The 23,218-nt window shown below is 52.9% G+C and carries 19 protein-coding genes; 13 read left to right on the forward strand and 6 right to left on the reverse strand.

The features are described 5' to 3' along the window. The first annotated feature begins 26 nt into the window (after nt 1-26). Together NST84_RS02620 and NST84_RS02625 are read left to right on the forward strand one after the other, a co-directional pair. Complete coding sequence (locus NST84_RS02620) at nt 27-2,198, forward strand: glycosyltransferase family 39 protein (RefSeq protein ID WP_342564115.1); 2,172 nt, start codon at nt 27-29, stop codon at nt 2,196-2,198. 28 nt (nt 2,199-2,226) lie between these two features. Next, the gene (locus NST84_RS02625) at nt 2,227-3,210 is read left to right on the forward strand and encodes a glycosyltransferase family 2 protein (protein ID WP_342564116.1); all 984 of its coding nucleotides are present in this window, start codon (nt 2,227-2,229) and stop codon (nt 3,208-3,210) included. A 455-nt stretch (nt 3,211-3,665) separates the two neighbouring features. On the opposite strand, the gene NST84_RS02630 is transcribed toward NST84_RS02625, so the two are convergent. From NST84_RS02630 to NST84_RS02640, 3 genes are all read right to left on the reverse strand, one after another. After that, complete coding sequence (locus tag NST84_RS02630) at nt 3,666-4,232, reverse strand: FAD-dependent oxidoreductase (RefSeq protein ID WP_342564117.1); 567 nt, start codon at nt 4,230-4,232, stop codon at nt 3,666-3,668. A gap of 65 nt (nt 4,233-4,297) precedes the next feature. Continuing rightward, nucleotides 4,298-5,821, reverse strand: coding sequence for a HAMP domain-containing sensor histidine kinase (locus tag NST84_RS02635; protein WP_342564118.1), 1,524 nt, complete (start codon nt 5,819-5,821; stop codon nt 4,298-4,300). After that, entirely contained in the window at nt 5,818-6,504 is a 687-nt protein-coding gene (locus NST84_RS02640) for a response regulator transcription factor (protein WP_342564119.1), read from the reverse strand. Before NST84_RS02640 ends, NST84_RS02635 begins: the two co-directional genes overlap by 4 nt. A 439-nt stretch (nt 6,505-6,943) precedes the next feature. Here NST84_RS02640 and NST84_RS02645 point away from each other — a divergent pair, with 439 nt between their 5' ends. The 3 genes from NST84_RS02645 to NST84_RS02655 all read left to right on the forward strand — a co-directional run bounded on the left by NST84_RS02645 (nt 6,944) and on the right by NST84_RS02655 (nt 11,768). Beyond that, nucleotides 6,944-8,107 carry a glucose-1-phosphate adenylyltransferase gene (locus NST84_RS02645; protein WP_342564120.1) on the forward strand — a complete coding sequence of 388 codons (1,164 nt, stop codon included), beginning with the start codon at nt 6,944-6,946 and terminating at the stop codon, nt 8,105-8,107. Nucleotides 8,108-8,128: 21 nt separating this feature from the next. Further along, nucleotides 8,129-9,232 carry a glucose-1-phosphate adenylyltransferase subunit GlgD gene (gene glgD / locus NST84_RS02650; RefSeq protein ID WP_342564121.1) on the forward strand — a complete coding sequence of 368 codons (1,104 nt, stop codon included), beginning with the start codon at nt 8,129-8,131 and terminating at the stop codon, nt 9,230-9,232. Nucleotides 9,233-9,338: 106 nt separating this feature from the next. Continuing rightward, a complete protein-coding gene (locus NST84_RS02655; protein WP_342564122.1) occupies nt 9,339-11,768 on the forward strand; it encodes a glycogen/starch/alpha-glucan phosphorylase in 2,430 nt (809 codons plus the stop codon). A gap of 78 nt (nt 11,769-11,846) precedes the next feature. On the opposite strand, the gene NST84_RS02660 is transcribed toward NST84_RS02655, so the two are convergent. Beyond that, entirely contained in the window at nt 11,847-12,326 is a 480-nt protein-coding gene (locus NST84_RS02660; RefSeq protein ID WP_342564123.1) for a GAF domain-containing protein, read from the reverse strand. Nucleotides 12,327-12,534: 208 nt separating this feature from the next. On the opposite strand from NST84_RS02660, the gene NST84_RS02665 reads away from it, so the two are divergent. From NST84_RS02665 to NST84_RS02675, 3 genes are all read left to right on the forward strand, one after another. Continuing rightward, nucleotides 12,535-12,831 carry a hypothetical protein gene (locus NST84_RS02665; RefSeq protein ID WP_342564124.1) on the forward strand — a complete coding sequence of 99 codons (297 nt, stop codon included), beginning with the start codon at nt 12,535-12,537 and terminating at the stop codon, nt 12,829-12,831. Nucleotides 12,832-13,078: 247 nt separating this feature from the next. After that, nucleotides 13,079-13,636 carry a GNAT family protein gene (locus tag NST84_RS02670; RefSeq protein ID WP_342564125.1) on the forward strand — a complete coding sequence of 186 codons (558 nt, stop codon included), beginning with the start codon at nt 13,079-13,081 and terminating at the stop codon, nt 13,634-13,636. 29 nt (nt 13,637-13,665) lie between these two features. After that, on the forward strand, nt 13,666-15,174 hold the full coding sequence (locus NST84_RS02675) for an MDR family MFS transporter (RefSeq protein ID WP_342564126.1): 1,509 nt from the start codon (nt 13,666-13,668) through the stop codon (nt 15,172-15,174). A 411-nt stretch (nt 15,175-15,585) separates the two neighbouring features. On the opposite strand, the gene NST84_RS02680 is transcribed toward NST84_RS02675, so the two are convergent. Next, the gene (locus tag NST84_RS02680) at nt 15,586-16,053 is read right to left on the reverse strand and encodes a MarR family transcriptional regulator (RefSeq protein ID WP_039869523.1); all 468 of its coding nucleotides are present in this window, start codon (nt 16,051-16,053) and stop codon (nt 15,586-15,588) included. Nucleotides 16,054-16,433: 380 nt separating this feature from the next. Here NST84_RS02680 and NST84_RS02685 point away from each other — a divergent pair, with 380 nt between their 5' ends. Together NST84_RS02685 and NST84_RS02690 are read left to right on the forward strand one after the other, a co-directional pair. Then, on the forward strand, nt 16,434-17,165 hold the full coding sequence (locus NST84_RS02685; RefSeq protein WP_342564127.1) for an ABC transporter ATP-binding protein: 732 nt from the start codon (nt 16,434-16,436) through the stop codon (nt 17,163-17,165). After that, entirely contained in the window at nt 17,162-18,457 is a 1,296-nt protein-coding gene (locus tag NST84_RS02690) for an ABC transporter permease (RefSeq protein ID WP_342564128.1), read from the forward strand. Before NST84_RS02685 ends, NST84_RS02690 begins: the two co-directional genes overlap by 4 nt. A gap of 87 nt (nt 18,458-18,544) precedes the next feature. Here the strand turns inward: NST84_RS02690 and NST84_RS02695 are convergent, their stop codons facing one another. Next, the gene (locus NST84_RS02695; protein ID WP_342564129.1) at nt 18,545-19,807 is read right to left on the reverse strand and encodes an NAD(P)/FAD-dependent oxidoreductase; all 1,263 of its coding nucleotides are present in this window, start codon (nt 19,805-19,807) and stop codon (nt 18,545-18,547) included. A gap of 151 nt (nt 19,808-19,958) precedes the next feature. Between NST84_RS02695 and NST84_RS02700 the strand changes: the two genes are divergently transcribed. The 3 genes from NST84_RS02700 (at nt 19,959) to nadE (ending at nt 23,128) form a co-directional block, all read left to right on the forward strand. Beyond that, nucleotides 19,959-21,668 (forward strand): ATP-binding protein, encoded by a 1,710-nt coding sequence (locus NST84_RS02700; RefSeq protein ID WP_342564130.1) that lies wholly within the window; start codon nt 19,959-19,961, stop codon nt 21,666-21,668. Nucleotides 21,669-21,786: 118 nt separating this feature from the next. Then, on the forward strand, nt 21,787-22,221 hold the full coding sequence (locus NST84_RS02705) for a BrxA/BrxB family bacilliredoxin (RefSeq protein WP_342564131.1): 435 nt from the start codon (nt 21,787-21,789) through the stop codon (nt 22,219-22,221). Nucleotides 22,222-22,318: 97 nt separating this feature from the next. Beyond that, complete coding sequence (gene nadE / locus NST84_RS02710) at nt 22,319-23,128, forward strand: ammonia-dependent NAD(+) synthetase (protein ID WP_342564132.1); 810 nt, start codon at nt 22,319-22,321, stop codon at nt 23,126-23,128. Nucleotides 23,129-23,218: the final 90 nt, after the last annotated feature.

Genomic DNA, 23,218 nt, shown 5'->3' on the forward strand with positions numbered 1-23,218 from the left:
TATTGAAAGATGGGAGTGGAACTAAATTGAAATTTGTTAAAAAAACCGGCTCTGATGTGGTACTGCTGTTTATTCTGCTGTTGGCTGCCTTTCTATACGGGTTTGGAATCTGGAATGACCACTATGTAAATACGTATTATACAACCGCCGTCGGAAGCATGCTGCAGAGCTTCCACAATTTCTTCTTCGCCTCACTGGACTCTGCAGGTTCGGTAACCGTGGATAAGCCGCCGGTGACGTTCTGGATTCAGACGCTCAGCGCATGGATCTTCGGGCTGCACGGCTGGAGCGTTATTCTGCCTCAGGCTTTGGGAGGCGTAGGCTCGGTACTGCTGGTGTACCTGCTGGTTAAGCCGGGCTTCGGCAGAACGGCTGCACGCCTTGCCGCGCTGGCGATGGCTGCAACACCTGTCGCGGCGGCGGTCAGCCGCACGAACAATATTGATGCCATGCTGGTGTTTACCTTGCTGCTGGCGGCCTGGTTTTTGTTCAAAGGGACCAAAAACCATAAAACCGGCAGCCTGCTCACCGCCTTCGCGCTGATCGGGGTGGCGTTCAATGAGAAGATGCTGCAGGCCTATATGGTCCTGCCGGCCTTTTATCTGTTCTACCTTATTGCGGCAAAAGGTAGCTGGAAGAAAAAAACCGGCGTGCTGGCCGCCTGCACCGCCGTGCTGCTGGCGGTTTCACTCTCCTGGGCGGTTATCGTGGACTCAATACCGGCAGATAAGCGGCCGTATATGGGCAGCAGCGGCACCAACTCGGTGCTGAATCTGGCCTTCGGCTACAACGGGGTATCCCGGCTGACCGGTGACCGCAGCACAGGCGGCGGCATGCCGGGAGGCGGCGGGTTCGGCGGCGGCCAGATGCCGGGCATGAACGGGGAAATGCCGTCGTTTGGCGGCGGAATGCCGGGCATGAATGGTGAGATGCCGGCTATGGGCGGAGAGGACGGCCGGGGACAAAACGGCGCCCGCGGCCGGCAGGGAGCTGACGGTGAAGCGCGCGGCGGTGACGGTGGAGCAGCGTCACAAGGACAGAGCGGCCCGGGTGGCGGCGGAACGTCTCCGGGGCAAGGCGGAGGCCAGAGTGCGGGAGACGGCGGAAGCCGGCAGTTCGGCGGCGCTGACGGCGGCCAGGGCGGACGCGGCGGAATGAACAGCGGCGGTAGCGGCATGTTCAACACCGGTACCGCCGGCCCGCTGCGGCTGTTCCAGCAGGAGCTGTCCGGCCAGGCCAGCTGGCTGCTGCCCTTTGTCTTATTCGGCGTAATCGGCATTTTTGCCGGCCTCCGCCGCAGACATTTTACGTTGCAGCACAAAGAGGCCCTGTTCTGGCTGGCCTGGCTGGTACCGGTGATGGGATTCTTCAGCATCGCCGGATTCTTCCACCAGTATTATCTGATCATGATGGCGCCGCCGGTTGCGGCGCTGGCCGGAGCAGGCTGGTTTAAGCTCTGGAACGACTATAAAGAGCGTTCTGGTTGGCTGTCCTGGCTGCTGCCCGCGGCGATTCTGGCTACAGCAGGCTTCGAGTGGTACATCATTCATCCTTATGACGATACCATCGGCAGCGGCTGGTCAATCGGAGTGCTGGCCGCAGGAATTGCTGCAGCATTGCTTCTGATTGTCCTGCGGATTCTGAAAGGCCGGAAGAAGTCCGCCTTCACTCACGCCGCAGCTGTAGCCGGGCTGCTGGTGCTGCTGATCGGCCCGCTCTACTGGGCGTTTACGCCGATCACCTACGGGCTCAACAGCATGACTCCGGCCGCAGGGCCTGACAGCAGCGAAAGCGGCGGCTTCGGAGGAGGCGGCCGAAACAGCAGCACTGGAGTGAACGCGGAGCTGCTGGCTTATCTGAAGGAGCACAACACAGGTGAAGAATATTTATTTGCAGCCATGGATTACGGAACAGCAGGTCCTTATATCATCGATAAAGGTGAAAAGGTCGTCATTTTGAACGGCTTTAATAACTCCGATGTACCTTACACGACTGAAACCTTGCAGGCCCTTGTAGACAGCGGCAAGGTAAAATACTTCCTTGTTACCAGCGGCGGTATGGGCGGTGGACGGGGCGGCGGCAATTCGGAGATTACCAGCTGGATCACGGAGAACGGCACAGAGGTGCCGACAGCCGATTGGCAGGGAATGGTAACAGGCGGGGCCGGCGGGACGTTGTATGAGATCCATTTAGACTAAGTGAATTCAATTTAAGGAGGAGCTGCCCATGAGTATCAACGTGCGCTATTCCGTCATTATACCGATGTACAATGAAGAAGCTGTGATTCAGGAAACCTACCGGCGGATCAAAAAGGTAATGGGAACGACAGACGAGGCCTATGAGCTGCTGTTTGTGAATGACGGCAGTACAGACAACTGTGCGCAGATGGTCGAGGAATACAGCTACTGGGATGAGAGTGTGAAGCTGATCGACCTGTCCCGCAATTTTGGGCATCAGATCGCCATTACAGCAGGGATGGATTATTCGCTGGGCGATGCGGTCATCATTATCGATGCCGATTTGCAGGACCCGCCAGAGCTGATTCTCAAGATGATTGAGGAATGGAAGGCGGGCTACGACGTCGTATATGCCAAGCGCATCAAGCGCAACGGGGAATCTTTATTCAAAAAATGGACGGCCAGCGCCTTTTACCGCATCCTCCGCTACTCCACCGACATCTCTATACCGGTTGACACCGGCGATTTCCGGCTGATCGACCGCAAAGTGTGCGAAGAGCTGAAACGGTTGCCGGAGAAAAACCGGTTCGTCCGCGGCCTCGTCAGCTGGGTCGGCTTCCGCCAGAAGGCGATTGAATATGAGCGCGACGAACGGCTGGCCGGGGAGACAAAATATCCGCTGAAGCGCATGATCAAGCTGTCGCTGGACGGCATCACCTCCTTTTCATATAAACCGCTGAAGCTGGCGGGTTACTTGGGAGGGCTACTGTCAGCCAGCGGATTTCTCTACCTTATGTATGTGCTGTACCTGGCGCTCTTTACGGACGCGGCCGTTAAGGGCTGGGCGTCGATGATCGGCATTACCTTAACCTTTAACGGGTTCGTGCTGATTATGCTGGGCATTCTCGGTGAATATGTCGGACGGATTTATGACGAGACCAAGGGACGTCCGCTCTACATTGTGCAGGAATTCTATGAGGGCAGGGTGCAACAGGCGGCCAAGGAGCCCAGAGTGGCCCAGCTTAACAAGTGAAAAACGAGAGAAGACCCCTCCGGTATAAAAAGACAGAAAGGCGGCTCCCCGGCTGTTGTTGGCTTACAGCCATTTCACCAGGGGAGCCTTTTTGTGCAGGGCCAGGCTTCTCACGTTATAACTGCACTTTCTGCAATTAAACATGCAGATTATTAGGAGCTGCTGGCTTTAGCTGTATTCTGTACAACTATAATCCATGATTTATGCCATTTAAGCAGAAACCGGCGGATATAGCTGTACATAGTGCAGTTATTCCATTCCGAATACCTATAATGTGGAGTTTTAAGTGTACAAAGTACAGTTAAAATAAGATTAAGCTGTACAGCCGGTTATGTTGTTGGCCACCCATCCGCAATACATCAAAAAAAGCTATTCCGGCAGTTATGGCCTCAGGCCAATCAACCGGGATAGCTTTTTTGCTGCTCTGAATCATAGAGCTGTATAAATGCCCTCTACTATGCCTTCAGCAAATCGTGGTCCACATATCTGGCGCCGTTCAGCTCGCTGATAATGTTGATGGCCACCTTTGCCCCGTCGCCGGCAGTAATGATGGCGTGTACACTGACGCCGGCAACCGTTCCGGCTGCCCAGATGCCGTCAACGTTTGTCTTGCCCTCAGCATTTACAGCCACTACGGTTTTGATTCTTGGCTCAGTGCCGTCCTTCGTTTCTACACCGGCTTTGGCGGCGAGATCAGTCAGTACGCCTGTCGCCAGGATAACATGCTTCGCTTCGTAGGTAGCACCGCTCTCGGTTTCAATCGTAAAGCCTTCGCTGCCGGCTGTGAGGTTAACAGCCTGACCGGCAACAAGCTCCGCTCCGAACTTAACCGCCTGCTTATGACCGGTTTCAACCAGATCAGGACCGCCGATTTCGGCGATTCCATAATAGTTCTCATACCACCCTCTGCGGGTCATGCCTTTGTCATTGTCAATTAAAAGCGTCTTTTTGCCTGCCTTGGCAGTGAACAAGGCGGCGCTTGCACCGGCAGGGCCGGCTCCGATAACAGCAACTTCATACATAGCGTTAACCTCCTGAAAGTTAAATTATGCTTACTATTATAACGTTAATTACGGCTTACAAGCTACTAAACTGCCTCACAGGGCAGAGTGATTCTGAAGGTAGTTCCTTCACCGGGCGCACTCTCTGCACGTATCTCTCCGCCATGTCCCTCCACAAGCGATTTGGTGATGGATAAACCAAGCCCTGATCCGCCGTATTTGCGTGTACGCGAGGACTCGCTGCGGTAGAAGCGGTCGAAGACATGCGGCAGATGCTCGGCTGAAATGCCGGAGCCGTTATCGCTCACAGTCAGCTCCGCTTCATTACTCCGGGCATGCAGGGCAATATGAATAGTCCCTTGTTCGCTATCCGTATGCTGCACGGCATTATGAAACAGGTTGAGCACAACCTGCTTGATTTTGTCAGGGTCATACATTCCGCTTATGCCGTATGAAATATCAAAGGCAACCTGGCGGCTGCCCGCCAGCACCAGCAGCTGCGGCTGCATCTCCTCAATAATCTCACCGAGCAGCAGCTCTTTAAACCTGAGCTGGGGCGCCCCGTCCATCCGCGCCAGCAGCAGCAGATCCTCCACCAGCTTGTTGATCCGCTTGGATTCCCCGTGCATACTGTTAAGTGCCTTGTACAGCTGCTCCTTATTGTCCGCAGCCCCGCGCAGCAGCACTTCCAGAAAGCCGTGAATCGAGGTGAGCGGTGTCCGCAGCTCATGTGAGGCGTCGGCGGCGAACCGCCGCATCTGCTCCTTGGCCTCGCGCTCACCCCGGAAGGAAATTTCCAGCCGCTCCAGCATCCCGTTGAAGGAATGGGAGAGCTTGTCGATCTCCATCTGCCCCTGGTCCACCGGAAAACGGACATCCAGATTACCCGCATCTATGCTCTGGGCGGCCTCACCCATGTTGTACAGCGGGACCAGCGTCTTGCGCAGTGCGGGGAGATAGAGGAACAAGCCGGCCAGCAGGGCGACCACAGCAAGCACGGCGAAGATCATCAGCTGCTGCAGGATCACATCCCGCAGCGGCCCGGTCTCGACACTCATCTGCAGCAGGATCTTATTGCCTCCCGGCCGGCCCAGATCCATGAAGACCGCCAGATGCTGGCTGCCGTCCGAAGCCGTAATGAGCCTGTAGCCTCCGGTCGCTTTATCTGTCGTGTGGATGAGCAGTTCATTATATTGCTCATCGGTCAGTCTCGGAGCCGCAGAGTCGGACAGCGTATCCTTCTGCAAATCCGTAAAGGTGCCGTCCGCGCTGTAGGCGGCAATGGTCGTATGCGCATCCAGCAGCAGCGGGCGTCCTCCCTCGCCGTTGCGCTGGCTTGAGGGGCTGTTGCCCGGCATACCGCCTATGCTCCCGTTCATGGGATTCGTGAAATCCCCGTAAATGAGCCGGTAAAAAAAATCCCGCGGCACAGACCGCAGCTGGGCCTCCATCGTTTCAGCCCGGTTGCTGTAGATAAAGTTGCGCATCAGCACATACTGAAGTACTCCGATGAGCAGCAGGAGGCCGGACAGAATGAGCAGCGAGGTTGCCAGCAGCTGCTTGCGCAGAGAACGCGGAGCATGCAGCCTGCGCAGGAGGCGGGGAATCATAACAGATCCACCCGGTAGCCTGCACCGCGCAGTGTGCGGATAATCCGGTGCTCTTTGTCGCCGAGCTTTTCGCGGAGGGAGCGGATATAGACCTCGACGATATTTTCCTCACCGCCAAAATCATAACCCCATACCTTATCCAGGATCATCGGCTTGCTCAGTACCAGGCCGTGGTTAATCACCAGGTACTGCAGCAGTTCGTATTCAGTCGGGGAGAGCTCCAGCACCTCGTCCCTGAAGCGGATTTCCTTGCGTCTGCCGTCAATCCGGAACGGGCCGCAGCGGACCTCGCCGAGCAGTCCGGGGAACTGGTTGCGCAGCCGGGCCTGAATCCGGGCGAGCAGCTCATCGAAGCTGAACGGTTTAACCATATAATCATCTGCGCCGATGGACAGGCCTTTAACCCGGTCATCAACCTCGTCCTTGGCTGTAAGCATAATGACTGCAATCTCGGTTTCTTCCGAGCGGAGATAACGGCATACCTCAAAGCCGTCCATCCCGGGCATCATCACATCGAGAATCGCCACATGCGGCTTGAAATCAGCAGCAATGGCAATTGCGCTTGCCCCGTCAGGAGCCGTTTTTACTTCAAAGCCTTCGTTACTGAGTCCAAGTTCCAGAAACTGGAGTATATGAGGCTCGTCATCAACGAGCAGGAGACGTACACCCTGGATTGCTTTCATCACTAGTTCCTCCATTTACAATAAGAGATAGCTATATTATGACACATCAGGTTGAACGTTTGCTGAATAACTCCAGCCGGAAGATTCGAAAAGTGTCGTTCATGGTTAATCATAATGGTTAATCTATTTATAAAGACTGTAAATGGTAATATGGAAGGAAATCAGCGGGAAATTTAACTTTTTCAGGCTGTAAAAAGGGTTTTGACGGCGGGCCTAGAACACTTTACAATAAGGATACCAAACCGGATGATTAAAGAAATTTTTAAGTTTCCGGCATTGTGATACATATCCTTTTGTTTTCCCCGTTTGTCATCTTATCAAAATTCCTATCAAGCACCTTTCTTTTCATTTTACTTCTTTGGATACACTTCTTTTCGGAATCTGATTCACTTAACCTCATTTATTCCATTTTTTATCCATATGTCAAGGAGGCTCTTCCATGAAGAAAAAAGAAATGGTAGCCATGCTATTGGCGGGAGGCCAAGGGAAAAGGCTGAAGGGATTGACCAAATCGCTCGCCAAGCCCGCTGTGTATTTTGGAGGAACCTACCGGATTATTGATTTCCCCCTGAGCAACTGCTCCAATTCGGGGATCGATACGGTCGGCGTGCTGACGCAATATGAGCCGCTTGTCCTGCATTCATACATTGGCGTAGGCAGTGACTGGGATTTGAACCGTAAGGATGGCGGTGTATTCGTATTGCCGCCGCATGAACGGGAAAACGGAAGCAGCTGGTACCGCGGAACAGCTGATGCCATCTACCGTAATCTGAAGTTTGTAGACCAGTTCGATCCGGAGCATGTGCTTATTCTGTCCGGCGACCATATCTACAAAATGGATTACAATGCCATGCTGCAGTATCACAAGACAAGAAATGCGGACTGCACGATTTCCGTCATTGATGTCCCTCTGGAGGAGGCCAGCCGTTTTGGCATACTCAATACCGAGGAAGACCTGAAAATTTACGAATTTGAGGAAAAACCCGCTAATCCGAAGAGCACACTGGCCTCGATGGGTGTATATATTTTTAAATGGGAAGTTCTGCGCAAGCATCTGCTGGAGGATGGCGAGAAGCCGGATTCCTCACATGATTTTGGTAAAGATATTATTCCGCTGATGCTTGAGGACAACAATTCCCTGTATGCTTATCCTTTTGAAGGATACTGGAGAGACGTAGGTACGGTAACGAGTCTGTGGGAAGCGAACATGGATCTGCTGAGCGACCATCCTCCGCTGAATCTGAATGATCCGAACTGGCGCATTTTTACCCGCAACCCTAACCAGCCTGCACAATATGTGGCTCCGGAAGCCAAAGTGTCGAGCTGCATTATCAATGAGGGCTGCATTGTGCGCGGGGAAGTCAATCATTCCGTGCTGTTCTACGGTGTGGAAGTGGGCGAAGGCAGCGTCATTACCGACTCTGTTATTATGCCCAAGGTGAAGATCGGCAAGAACGTGAGAATTCATAAAGCAATCATAAGCGAAAATACAGTAATCGAAGATTATATGGAGATCGGCAATGACCGGGAGAATGAGAATGAGATTCTGCTGATCGACAATCGTAGCAAAAAGCGCAAAACAGTTGCAGCCAAAACCATATAATTATAGAGGACGGTGACCGCGATGAAAGAGCTTATGGGCGTAATCAATCTTGATCATGAACTGGACAAATTAAACGAATTAACCTATTTCCGCTGCGGGGCGGCCGTGCCTTTTGCCAGCCGTTACCGGCTGATCGACTTCGTACTGTCTAATATGATGAGGGCGGAGCTGGAGAGTGTCGGATTGTTTGTCCGCCGCAAATACCGTTCGCTGATGGACCATCTCGGTGACGGCAAGTCCTGGGATATGAACCGCAAGCACGGGGGGCTGTTCATCCTGCCTCCTGACTGGAACGATCCGACTGATACATCAATCGGCGATCTGCAGCATTACCATAACAACCTCGACTTTTTCAAAAGAGCATCCGCCAAGTACATTGTTTTCTCGGGCAGCCAGCATATTAATACGGTTGATCTGCAGGACGCTTTCCAGTATCATCTGGAAAAAGGAGCCGATGTCACGCTTGTCTACAAGGCGACCGACCAGCTTCAGCCTGAGCATGACCCTTGTCTGCGGCTTGAATTAAATGAAGATAATCTCGTAACAGAGATTCATCAGGAGAAACATCATCCCAATGTGTATCTGGACATCTTCATCATGGAGAAGAAATTGTTCCTGGAGCAGGTGGAGTATTGCATAGCGCACGGGGAGAGCTTTTTCTTCCGCGATGTGATCCAGAAGAACCGGGCGAATTTCAAAATCGCCGGCTATGAATATAAAGGCTACCATGCCGTAATCAATTCACTGGAGAGCTATTACAAGAATAGTCTTGAGCTTCTTAAACAGGAGAATTATCTGGGTCTGTTCAAAGAAAATCCGGTACAGACCAAGATCAAATATGAAGCGCCGACCCGTTATCTGGACAGCGCCAACGTTACTAACTCCCTGGTCGCCAACGGCTGTGTAATCGGCGGAACCGTCGAGAACAGCGTGATTTTCCGGGGCGTGCAGATCCGTGAGGGTGCGAGAATCGTCAATTCGGTCATTATGCAAAAGTGCGTCATTGAAGCGAATGCGGTAATCGAGAATGTCATCATGGATAAGGACGTGCATCTCAGCAAAGACAGGATACTCGTAGGGGATAGCAAGCGTCCGTTTGTCATCGCCAAGAGCAGCAAAATTTAACCCCAGGATCAGCTGGACTGCGTAAGCATGCAGTCCGGCTGGTCCTGAATTTCCATAAAGGCCATGTATCTCACAAAAATACACATCCGACTGGAGGAACCTGCTGTTGTTTAACGACAAAGAAAGCTTCAAGAAGGTATTCCGCGAGACACTTATCGGAAAACTGGGCAAACCGCTGGAAGAAGCATCGAATGGTGACGTGTACAAAATTCTGGGCAATATGATCCGTGAAAATGCGGGGAAAAACTGGGCTGAAACGAATCACAAATATAAGATCAGCCAGGAGAAGCAGGTTTATTACTTCTCCATGGAGTTTCTGATCGGCCGGCTGCTGGGCAATAACCTGCTGAATATGGGTGTGCTTGAGGTAGTACGGGATGGTCTGCAGGAGCTGGGCTTTGATCTGCGCGAGGTGGAGGAGGACGAAGCAGATGCAGGGCTGGGCAATGGCGGCCTCGGCCGGCTTGCCGCCTGTTTTCTTGATTCACTGGCCTCCCTGCAGTATGCAGGCCATGGCTGCGGCATCCGTTATAAATACGGCTTGTTCGAACAGAAGATTGTTGACGGCTATCAGGTAGAGCTGCCTGATTACTGGCTGCAGAACGATAATGTGTGGGAAGTGCGCCGGGAAGACAAACAGGTGGAGGTCCGCTTCTGGGGCCGGATTGAGACCCGTGAGGAGAACGGCGAGCTGGTTTTTGAACATAAGGATTATGAGGCAGTGCGTGCGGTACCGTACGATGTTCCGGTTATCGGCGCTGACCGCAAGCATGTCAATACGCTGCGCAACTGGAGTGCCGAGTCAATCACCCCGGCTTCCCGGATGTCCGGCTCGCTTGCCGGCTCGGATTACCACAAGTTCCTGGAGTACAAACGCTCCGTGGAATCCATTTCGGAATTCCTGTATCCGGACGATTCGCAGTATGAGGGCAAGCTGCTCCGGCTGAAGCAGCAGTACTTCCTGTGCAGCGCCGGCGTGCAGAGTATTCTGCGCACCTTCAGCAAGACCGGAGCGCCAATCGAAGCACTGCCGGACAAAGTAGCGCTGCATATCAATGATACTCACCCGACACTGCTTATCCCTGAGCTGATGCGGATTCTAATGGATGTGCACGGCCTAGGCTGGAATACAGCCTGGGATATGACAACCCGGATGGTCTCCTATACGAATCATACCATTCTCAGCGAGGCGTTAGAGAAATGGCCGATGAACATGGTAAAAGAGCTGCTGCCGCGGATTTTCCTGATTATTGAGGAGATCAACGCCCGGTTCTGCGGTGAGCTGATGAGCAAATACCCCGGTGACCAGAACCGGATTAACCAGATGGCGATTATTCATGATGATCAGGTACGCATGGCCAATCTGGCGATTGTGGCCAGCCACAGTGTTAACGGAGTGGCCGCGCTGCATACGGAGATTCTGCAGAAGCGTGAGATGCGGCTGTGGAATGAGATGTACCCGCACCGGTTCAATAACAAGACCAATGGCATTACGCACCGCCGCTGGCTGCTGCACGCCAATCCCGAGCTGGCCGGCCTGATCAATGATTCTATCGGGACACGCTGGATTCATCATCCGCAGGAGATGATCGGGCTAATCAAATACTGTGAGGATGCTTCCTTTCAGGAGCAGGTGGCTGCAATCAAGAGGCGCAACAAGCTGCGCCTGGCCGAATATATCACCAAGAAGCACGGCGTTCAGGTCGATCCGGATTCGATCTTCGATGTGCAGGTCAAGCGGCTCCATGCTTATAAGCGTCAGCTGCTGAACATTCTGCATATTATGCATCTGTATAACCAGCTTAAGGATAACCCGTCTATGGATATGGTGCCGCGCACCTTTATTTTCGGAGCCAAAGCAGCCCCAAGTTATCATTTGGCTAAACGGATTATTAAGCTGATCAATACGGTAGCTGATGTAGTGAACAAAGACCCCGACATTAAGGGTAAGATCCGTATTTTCTTCCTTGAAAATTATTCAGTCTCCCTGGCGGAGAAGATTATTCCTGCCGCTGATGTAAGTGAGCAGATTTCTACGGCCAGTAAGGAAGCTTCGGGTACCGGGAACATGAAATTCATGATGAATGGTGCACTGACCATCGGAACGATGGACGGGGCGAACGTCGAGATGCATGAAATGGTCGGCGACAACAATATGTTCCTGTTCGGGCTGCGGGCAGAGCAGGTCATGGATTATTACCAGTTCGGCGGATACCGCTCCCGGGACATCTATTATGGTGACGGACGAGTGAAGGAAGTACTGGATCAGCTGGTTACTCCGGGACCAATCTGCTGTCATACCCAGGAATTCGATTCGCTGTACCAGTCGCTGATTGACAATAATGATGAGTTCTTTGTGCTTAAGGACTTTGCAGGCTATGTAGAGACTCATGTCAAAATCGACCTCGCTTACCGCAACCAGCGTGAATGGCTGAAGAAGTCGATCGTCAATATCGGACACTCCGGCAAATTCTCCAGTGACAATACGATCAGCCGCTATGCAGCTGAAATCTGGAAAATCAATCCGGTCAGATAATCGGCAGAGCTACACAAAGAGGCCGCCACAGCTTCAGGGGATCCCTGATCTGTGGCGGCCTTAAGTGTGCCGTATTGTCTACAGCACTGCAGAAATCATGGCTGCGAAGCGCTCCAGAAAACGCCGCTCTTCATCATCAAAGCGGTGCTTGAGCGGGCTGTCGATATCGAGTACTCCGATAAGCTGATCATCCTTGATCAGCGGGACTACGATCTCGCTGTTTGATGCGGCATCGCAGGCGATGTGCCCCGGGAAGGCATGGACATCGTCTACCACAAGCGTCCGCCGTTCTGCAGCGGAGGTTCCGCAGACTCCACGGCCCAGCGGAATGCGGATGCAGGCCGGCAGACCCTGGAACGGGCCGAGAACCAGCTCTGTGCCGTCGAAAAGGTAGAATCCGGTCCAGTTGGTATCCGGCATAGAAAATTTAAGCAGCGCTGAGGCATTGGCCAGATTGGCTATTGCACTTGGTTCGCCGTCGATCAGTGCTGCAAGCTGTGACAATACGGATTCGAACCGTTCACTGCGTGTCCCGTCATAGGGCATTGCCTGAAACATGAAGCATCACCTTCCTGTACCTTGAATCAGTAATGAAATATAACTGTAATTAACAACATAGTACAGGGGGACTCGGATCGTCAAGTATTACCGTATATTTGAATAAATCACAATAGGACCCTTATCTGGAGCTGTGATAATGTTTCCGCATCCCCCTGTCAGGGTAATGCTTAATATATCATAGGCTCTTGGCCGGAAGGAGTGGAATATGCGCGCCGATGTACAGAACTTGTTTATAGGAATCCATATGCTTTATATTGCACATGAAAGAGATTTAACCTTGTCGGATACGTTGCCGGAACTTGAAAGCCTTGGATACCGGGTGGCGGAACGCGAAGTGAAGCAGGAGCTGGAGCGGCTCACCCAGGAAAACTTCCTGACTGCCCATGGCGATGCATTCAGCATCACCGGTACGGGATTGGAAGAGTTTAAACATATTCAGAAGAAGCTTCAAGTAGTATGCTCTGAGGTGCTTACTCCGGCTCAAGCAGCGGCAAAAGCCTAAGGCCGTTTCCGGCTTGGGGCGAGCGCAGGCCATAGGAGTTTATGCAGGAATGTGAAACGTTTATACAAGCAATGAGCAGCGTCAGTATCAGGGCGGACTTCCGCCCGGTGTGGCGCTTTTTGTCATGTTCAGGCTGGCCGGGAATATCAGGACGGCTGATTTTCTGTTCTGCTCGGGAAATCCTTACATATCATGTATACTTATATAGAATCGAAAGGGGACGGATAGGGTGTATATGTGCGGCGGAATGACTCCGGTGTTGCGGGGAACAAGAATAGAGCTGCAGGCAATTGCTGCTCCTCATGCGGCAGCACTGTATGAGATCTGGACTCATCCGGCCGTTGGCCCTTGGCTCAATGCCCCGCAGCTGGCCTCGGCCGCTGATGCTGAACAGCTGATTGAGCTGCTGCTGCAAATGTCCCGGGAGGAAGAAAGCCTGCGCTGGAGTATCGCTCTGCAGGGCGGCAGGATCATCGGCAGCTGCGGCTTTAACCAGTGGCAGCTGGCTGGAGCATTCCGGGGAGAGATCGGCTGCGAGCTGTCGCCTGCCTTTTGGGGTCAGGGTTATATGCGGGAAGCCATGGAGCTTATACTGGACTTCGGCTTCGGCACAATGGGGCTCAACCGGATCGAAGCCTTATGCCATCCCGGCAATGTCCGGGCAGCAGGGTTGTTCAGTGGGCTGGGCTTTTCACAGGAAGGGCTGCTGCGCCAATACCGGCATACCGGTGCCGGTTTTCAGGACGCGGTGCTGTTTGCCCTGCTTCGCAGTGACAGACAGAAGCGGCTTGCAGGAATGATTTGAGACAAAACAAAGAGAGGATCTGGATTTCATTGAGTACACCAGGAGCAACAGAGCGCAAGCTTATTTTAACCGGGGTCCTGCTGGCTACCTTTTTGGCAGCTATTGAAGGTACCGTTACCGGGCCTGCCGGACCGGCAATCGTCGGCGATTTTCAGGGCATCCAGTGGCTGAGCTGGATTTTTACCGCTTACCTGCTGACTATGGCTGTGACAACGCCGATCTTCGGCAAGCTGAGTGACCTGATTGGCCGCAAGCCGGTATTTCTGGGGGGCGCGGTTGTATTTCTGCTTGGTTCACTGCTGTGCGGAATTTCGCAGAGCATGGGCCAGCTGATCCTGTTCCGGGCCATTCAGGGTATCGGGGCAGGTGCACTTATTCCGATGACTTTTACAATTATTGGAGATATATACAGCATTAAAGAACGGGCTAAGACGCAAGGGCTCCTGAGCTCTGTGTGGGGAATTTCCTCGCTTGTGGGTCCGCTGCTGGGCGGCTATGTGGTGGATTACCTGAGCTGGCGCTGGGTATTTGTGTTTAATCTGCCGTTTGGCCTGCTATCACTTCTGTTTATCGCCCGTTACCTGAAGGAAGAGAAAGTAAAACGTGCCGCGAAGATTGATGTAGCGGGTGTACTGCTGTTCGCGGCAGGTGTAAGCGCGCTGCTGTTCGGCCTTACCGCAGGCGGGCAGAATCTGGCCTGGACCTCTCCGCTGCTGATTGGCCTGCTGGCCGCGGCGGTTATTTTGCTGGTAATGTTCCTGTTCGTGGAACGGCGTGCACCGGAGCCGATGCTTCCGCTGTCGCTGTTCTCTATCCGCAATATTGCCGTCTCCACGGGCGCCAATCTGCTGGTCAGCACCTTGATTATCGGCCTGTCCACCTATGTGCCGCTGTGGGTGCAGGGTGTATTCGGCAAAAGTGCAGCACTCTCCGGTCTGCTGCTGGCACCGATGTCTGTCGGCTGGACGCTCGGCTCCATTGCCGGGGGGCGGATGATTCTGCGCGCCGGATCACGCCGGACAGGCATGCTGGGCCTGTCCCTGATTGCCGCTGGTGCGATAGGACTTACGTTTATGACTGCAGATTCCTCGCAGCTGATGCTGCTGGTCCTGATGCTGTTCTGCGGTGTGGGCTTCGGCTATGCATCTACCGTATTCACCATCATCGCCCAGTCCTCTGTCGGGCATGAGCAGCGCGGCGCCTCGACGGCGCTGAATACGTTCACCCGTTCACTCGGCCAGACGGTTGGCGTTGCAGTGTTTGGCTCCTGGCTAAACCTGAGCATAGCCAGACTGCTGGCGGATCAGCCCGGTGCCGCGGTTAGCGGGGCGGATATCAACAGCCTGCTTAACCCGCACGGCGGCAGCACGTTAACCGGAGATGCCTGGAACAGCCTGCATGGGGCGCTCGAAGGCGGCCTGCATTCACTGTTTATCATTATGGCTGTACTAGCCGTCGTGTCGCTGGTTATTTCCTCCGGCCTGCGCCAGGGGGTACCTTCGCTAGGTGAGGAGAAGACTAAGCTGAAAGAAGCGTAATACCGGCTGTATATGGCTGTATGATTAAGTTAGACTGTATAAGTAGATACAGGACGATTTCCACCGTGATCAGCTGTGTAGAGCTTACTTAGAGCTTGCACTCCTTGCATTCACTAAACTAAGTGACTTTTTTCCACTTACTTATCGTAAATGCTGATAAGAGAGGAAAATAAGTAGCGAAAATCCACCTAAATGTATTGAGCTTAAGCGCAAGTAGGAAATCCGAGGATAAAAGTAGACGAAAGCCCAATCCTTTCCTGGCTGTATGTATCCACGCTCCTCATTTAAAAAGAAACGGCTGCACTGTCCATAAGGACGCTGCAGCCGTTTTTGTGTATTGATGTTTCAGTGAGAGTCGGTTTAGCTGAAAGGGATAGTGAATGAATTCACTATCTCTGCTTTAGCTGTAGGCTACTTGCGGGGTAGCGGGGAGAGCTTCTCGGCCTGCAAGCCCATCTTCTTGAGCAGGACAATCATTTGTTCCTTCTCTTCGTCATTCAGTCCGCTGAAGGCCAGGTGCAGGCGCTCCGAATATTTCGGATACATTTCGCTCATTAGCTGTTCGCCTTCGGCAGTCAATTCAGCGAAGATTACACGGCGGTCATTGGCACAAGGCTTGCGCTGCAGGTAGCCGCGTTCTTCAAGCTTATCAATGACATAGGTAACATTGCCGCTCTGCAGCAGCAGCTTGGCACCAATCTGCTGAATCGGCTGAGGTCCTTTATAATACAGAACCTCCATGACAGCAAAGGCAGTAGGATTAAAGCCTTCAATCTTGCTTCCGGTAACGGCATGCTCGTTAATGCTCTTGAAAGACTTGGCAAAAACCCGGTACAAATGCAGTGTTAACTGAGTGTCGCGTTCATAGGATTGTATCATGCTTCTCCACCCTCTATCGTTATCGTTAGTCATACAGGTTGCCCTGTACGTAAGGAATCATGGACCCGGTTGCACCATTTATTTGTGTAGTTACCTTGAGATATCCTTACAATACGGCAAACAAGGGATCAAGAACATGTGATTTGTCACAATGAGCACACTTTTAATTATTAAAAATCAAACAATTTTTTGACGGTGACTCATTTTTGGGCAAAAGAGTGTCAAATTCGCATGATATGCCCGGCTGAAGCAGATTTACGGCCCCGTACAGCAGCCCGCAAGTAATGTTTGAAGTGTCTCAGCCATTGTACGTATAATGGTAGAAAGCCCGGAACATTTCCGGGATAACGTTGTATTCAACATTAGGAGATGGAAGCGGTATGGAAGAGTTGCAAGAGGTGGATGAAGAGCGGGAGATTGTTTTGGATGTGGAGATTGAGGAGGCAGGTTATGAAGCGGGAGATAAACGGATTTCCGATATTTCCTTTCAGGTCCGGCGGGGAGAGCTGCTGGGACTGATCGGTCCGAACGGTGCCGGTAAAAGCACGACGATCAAGACCCTGCTCGGCCTGCTCAAGCACGCCAAAGCCAGAGTGACGATTGGCGGAGCGAATAAATCCTACGCGTATGTGCCGGAGCAGCCGGTATTTTATGAGGACCTGACGCTCTGGGAGCATCTGGATCTGGCTGCCGCTGCTTACGGCTTGCCTTATGAACAGTTTGAGCCGGCAGCAGAGAAGCTGCTGGTGCAGTTCGGAATGAGCCAAGTGCGCGATGATCTCCCGGCAGGCTTTTCCAAGGGTATGAAGCAAAAAATGATGCTGATGCTCGGCTTTCTCGTCCAGCCTGACGTATATATCGTGGATGAGCCGTTTATCGGACTGGATCCCCGGGCCACCAAGGATTTCCTTCGTCTGCTGGAGGCGGAGCGGCAGCGCGGTGCAGGGGTGCTCATGTCTACGCATGTTCTGGATACGGCGGAAAAAATCTGCGACAGCTTCGTGCTGATTTCCGGAGGCGAAATAGCAGCAACAGGCACGCTGGAGGAAATCCGTGACAGTGCCGATCTGCCGGAGGGGTCGTTGTTTGATTGCTTCGACGAATTGACATGAGGGGGCGGGAAACCTCGGCTGAAGATAACAGCCCGCGTTCAGCAGGAGCAGGCTACGCCTTCCCTACTGGTCCCCGCTTGTTCAAGCGGCGGCTGTTCTCGCATTGGCGCGAGCAATCGGCTATTATCCGGACGGCTGCGGATTGGACAGTGCTGCTCTATATTGTCATTCCCGGCGGGCTGCTCGGCGGCCGGTTCTACTATGGCTTCTGGTCAGGAGAGATGCCTGGCTGGACCACAGTTGTACCCTTCATTGCGCTTCTGCTGCTGCTTGCCGTCCTGCTGCTGACCGGCGGAATGGTCCTGCTGCTGCAGGAAGGCGATCTGCTGTTTCTCAGACAGCGGCAGAACTGGATAAAAAGCATCCTGCTGCGCGGGATAATCTACAGCCTGACCGTGACTGCACTCAAAATAGCCGCTGTCTACGCCATTCTCCTGCCCTTTATTATCCGCGGCTACGGGCTCAGTGCAGGAGCAGCCGGAGCACTGCTGCTGTTGACAGTCACTGCCGGCTGGAGCATCAAGCTGCTGGGGCATGTCATCAGGGTGCAGCGCCAGGGCTTCCGCCGCTGGCTGTGGCTGCTTCCGGCTGTTACAGTGCCCTCCGCACTTTACGTATGGCTGGCACTGCGCTGGCAGAACAGCCCGTTACTGCTCCTGGCCGCGGCCGCTGTATACACAGCAATAACCATCTGGGCTATGCGTTACCGGCTCCGGCTGCAGGGAACCTTTCTCAGCGATGTGCGCGAGGATTACAAGCAGCGGATGAGAATTGCCGGCCTGCTGCTGCGGGGCGTGCTGGATAAGCCGCGTCCTACCCGGTACAAGCCGTGGATTTTCCGTAAGTCCCAGCCGCTGCTGTCGTCCAGACAGCCGGAGAGCCGGTTTACAGCGGCAGGAATCAAGGCGCTGCTGCGTAATCCGGCGCACCTGAAGCTATATTTATCTTTTACCGGTGTATCCATGACTGCGCTCCTGATCGCTCCGGCCTTCCTGAAGTGGGTACTGCTTATCGTGCTGGCTTTATTAATGTGCTATTGGCTGAGCTCCTTCTGGCTGCTTTTCGCGGGAGATGATTATATCGGGATCCTGCCGTTTACGAAAGGGCAAAAGGCCGAAGCCGGCTCAAAAGCCATGCTGATTCTGGCCATACCGTATACAATACTGTGCTCCGCGGTGGTCTGCATCCCGCTGTACGGCTGGTGGGGGCTGCTGCTGTTTGCCCCGCTGGGCTTCGGCATCGGAACCTTTATCGCCCGGATTTACAGTACGATCCGCCTAACGGAGCATTAAGCGCCGTGATAACTCAAAAAGCGTTGCCCGCACACAACCGCAGGCAACGCTTTTTGACAATCTCAGAAAGTAAGAAAGAGGCTGCATTTATCCAATCCGTGATGCTGCATGGTCCCCGGCCATATAGCCTGTAGAGAAAGCAGCCGTGATGTTGTAGCCTCCGGTGTAGCCGTGAATATCAAGGATCTCACCGCAGAAATACAAGCCCTCCATTAGCTTGGACTGCATCGTTTTGGGATCAACCTCCTTGAGGTTAATGCCTCCGCCGGTGACAAAAGCCTCCTCAATCGACAGTGTGCCATACACCCGGATCGGAAAACGCTTGACCAGCTGGGCAAGCTGCTGCCAGTCCTGCTTGGGGATATTGTCGTAGGTAAGATTCTCCGGCAGCCCCGCCTTCTGCAGCAGGATCGGGATGATCCGCTCGGGCAGGTAGCCCTTCAGTACATTTTTGACCGATTTTTTGGACTCCTGCTCTGCAAGCTTTAGGGTCTCGCTATAAACCTCTTCCTTACTCTTTTCCGGCAGAAAATCAATCGAGGCCTCAATGTTTCCAGTCCCGAACTGCTTCAGGGCCTTAACGACAAACTGGCTGCAGCGCAGGGCGATCGGTCCGGAAATGCCGAAGTGGGTAAACAGCATATCCCCCTGATGCTCAATAAGCTTTTTGCCTTTAGGATTCCATACCGACAGTGATACGTCTCTCAGGGAGAGGCCCTGCAGTTCTTTGCTCTGAATAAAAGGCTCATTGGAGGTAAGCGGAACCTCGGTCGGGAAAAGCTCTGTAATCGTATGCCCGGCCTGCTCAGCCCAGGCATAACCGTCTCCTGTTGAGCCTGTTTGGGGCACGGACTTCCCGCCGGATGCAATGATGACACTGTGGGTCTCTATAAGCTCGCCGGTTTGCAGCCGCACACCGTCAACCCGGCCTTCCTTATAAAGGATCTCACGCACCGGAGCATGCAGCCGGATCTGAACTCCCTGCCCCCGTACCTGGTTTACCAGTGTGTCCACAACCGTTTTGGCCTTGTCGCTTACCGGAAACATCCGCCCATTGTCCTCTTCCTTCAGACGGATTCCCAGGTTCTCGAAAAATGCGATAATGTCCTTATTATTAAACTGGGAAAAAGCGCTGTAAAGAAACCGGCCGTTTCCCGGAATGTACTTGATCAGCTCATCAATCTCTTTGTTATTGGTGACATTGCATCTGCCGCCGCCGGAGATGCCCAGCTTGCGGCCCAGCTTGTCCCCTTTTTCAAGCAGCAGAACGCTGGCGCCTTTGCTGCTTGCGGCAATCCCGGCCATCAGCCCGGCGGAACCCCCGCCGATTATAATTACATCGTATCTCATTAGTTTAACTCCCAAACTGTTTGTTTCCTTTAATTTTACCATGATAGCCGTTTCAATGCAGCGTCCCTGATCTGCGCGGGATTTCCGTTGTCAGAACTGCCGGGCTGTGCTTTAATCGTAATTGGAAAGGGCATTTTGTCTAACTCAGGGAGTGATTTCAATTATTGAGGAAATTAAGGATATCCTGTTGCAGGTAGCATCAGCCTCCTCGTTTTTATTTTTATTTCAATGGTGGCTGGATCAAGGACATATGACCCGCAGAAGCCGGCGCCTCCCGGATGATCTGTTCTTTCTGGTTATCAGCTGTGCGGCCAGTATTGCCGTTTGTACAATCTTTTCAACCACTCTGGGTGAAGGGATGTATCTTAATCTGGGGGTTCTGCCGGCTTTTATCGGTATCCTGTATGCGCCTTTCCGTTCAGGGATGAGCCTGGCTGTATTCTTTTTGCTGTCTACTGCCCTGTTCTCGGAGCCTCCGGGGATGAGTGCCATTATCATTAATTCAGGGCTGCTGCTGTATCCGCTGCTGTTTGGATTAGCGCGTCCTTTTAAACAGGGGAAATGGGCAGAGAAGGTGATGCTGCTATGGGCTGTGCTGTTTCCATGCATGTTTTTTATTGCAATGGTGCCTAATATGAGAAAAATCCGCGAGACGGAGACACTTACCTCTGAGGTAATACTGGTTACAGTCTACCTGTTTGCTGCTGTGCTGCTCGGCGGGCTGCTGATCTTTTGCCTCGAAACCGCTTGGGATAAGGTTCAGGTAAAAGAGAAGATGCAGGGCCTGTCGGAGCAGATCATGCGGGAATCCAAAAAGCTGGAGCAGGTCACAGATATTGTCCAGCTTAATATTATGTCGATGAATCAGCTTGGCTATGTTACTGAGCTTAATGAGTTCATGCTGAAGCTGATCCGCCGGCATTACCCCGACTATAGCAGAGAAATGATCCTTTCCAGGCCGGCATCAGTACTGTTCGCCGACAGTGTAGATAAACAGACCTTTATGCAGATGAAGGCTATTTTTTATAACAAGCAGCGCTCCAATGCTAAAATAAATTGCGGAGACTACAGTTATCAAATCTATACGGCTCCGGTTCAGCAAGGCTCCGAAGCACCGGATGGAGTCGTAATGATCGTGCAGGATGTGACGGAGGAGGAAAAGCTCCGCACAGAGCTGAATCATGTGGAACGGCTGACGCTGGTGGGTCAGATGGCCGCCGGAATCACCCATGAAATCCGTAATCCGATGGCGGTGGTACGCGGCTTTTTGCAGCTGATGCGTGAGAAAAGCCCGGGGGAGCTTGATTCGTATTATCAGATCGTAATGGAGGAGCTGGACCGTGCCAACGGAATTATCAATGATTTTTTGTCCCTGGCGCAGAGCAGGGTTTCCGATAAAGAACGGGTTCAGCTTCAGCATATAATAGAAGAACTGTCTCCGCTCCTCTGGGCGGATGCCAATCTGCGCGGTCAGAGTGTCGAGCTGAGCATAGCTCCTGCGCTGCCGCCGCTCAGTCTGAATGTCCGGGAAATCAAGCAGCTGATCCTGAACCTGGCCCGTAACGGGATGGAGGCCATGGATGTGAAGGGAGTGCTGACCCTGGAAACCCGGATGATCAATGATCATATTGAATTGGTGGTAAAGGATACCGGCAGCGGGATTGATCAGGATAAGCTCGCAAATCTGTTTACTCCCTTTTTTACTACCAAGACTCACGGGACAGGACTTGGCCTGCCGCTGTGCCTGAGCATTGTTGAGCGGCATAACGGCACCATCCGGGTGGAATCTGTGACGGGGGAAGGCACGGCGATTACGGTATCCCTCCCCCATGAAGCGGAAGAAGGAAACCTTGCCGTATAAGGGGAAGTGCGCTGTGCATTCCTTGCTTTCACAGGGTATGTATGTATAATAAAGTTAGTGATTGCTGCGGTAATGCAGCCTAACCCTACATTTAAGAGGCAAAGGAGAGTGCAGGAAAATGTCCATGTCATTTAATCAATATATGCGTGATTCGATTCAGCCTATGCGTGACGACCTGACAAGTATCGGGTTTCAGGAGCTGCTGACTCCGGAAGAGGTGGAAGCCACTCTTCCAGCTGCAAAAGGAACAGCGCTTGTTGTTGTGAACTCGGTCTGCGGCTGTGCAGCCGGCCAGTGCCGTCCAGGCGTAGCCCAGGCTCTGCAGAATGAGCTGCAGCCGGACCACCTGTATACAGTGTTCGCAGGCCAGGAGAAGGAAGCAACCGCCAAAGCGCGCGAATACTTCGCTCCATATCCGCCTTCTTCACCTTCCATCGCTTTGATGAAAGACGGAGAGCTCGTTCATTTTATTGAGCGTCATGGTGTTGAGGACCGTTCGGCAAGCGAAATCGCTGCTGAATTGAAAGAGGTTTTCAACCGTTATTGCCAGTAAATTACGGGTAATAAATCAAAGGAATCTCGCGGCAGCCGGAAGTCCGGCTCTGCGGGATTTTTTAAATATCAGGATATGCAGAAAGTGAGGAATGGTTATGAGCCTGCAAGAAGAGATTATTGCTGCCCTTGGCGTCAAGCCAACCATTGATGTGGAAGCAGAGGCACAGAAACGGGTGGACTTCCTGAAGTCTTATGTACGTCAGGCTGGTGCCCAGGGTCTGCTGATTGCGATCAGCGGCGGTATTGACAGTGCAGTGGCTGCCGGCTTGTGCAAACGGGCGACGGACGAGCTGACTGCCGAGGAAGGCAAGGAATATATTACACTTGGCGTTTTCCAGCCTTACGGGGAACAGGAGGATATTGAGCACAGCTATGCGGTGGCCGAAGCATTCGGGCTTACCCACAAAGCCGAAACCAATATTGAGGAAGCCGTTAATGAGATTGCGCTTGAAGTGGAGCACAGCCTGAAGGCACTGGGACAGCACCGCCATATCACGTATCAGGGCAAAGGTAATGTAAAGGCCAGAACGCGGATGGTGATGCAGTATGCGCTCGCTTTTGAAAATAACCTGCTGGTGGTAGGCACGGATCATGCTTCCGAGGCAATTACCGGCTTCTATACCAAATGGGGCGACGGTGCGGTTGATATTACGCCGCTAAGTACGCTTAACAAGCGTCAGGTACGCCAGCTTGCGGCCTATCTCGGAGTGCCGGATGAGATTGTAAACAAAGCACCGACAGCGGGACTGTGGCCCGGTCAAACGGATGAAACCGAGCTTGGTATTACGTATGATGAGAACAGCGATTATCTGGAGGGCAAGCCGGTCAGTCCGGAGGCAGCAGAGAAGCTGGAGCGCTTTTACAAGAGATCCGCACATAAACGTAACGTGATCCCGGGAATTTAGCAGGGGCGGAGTTTAGACGTTATACATCAGGATTTATAGGTCCAAAATAAACCGCCGGGAGTTAGCCTGTAACACTTCCCGGCGGTTTTG

The organism is Paenibacillus sp. FSL R7-0345 (assembly GCF_038595055.1).
Lineage (GTDB): Bacteria > Bacillota > Bacilli > Paenibacillales > Paenibacillaceae > Paenibacillus_AQ.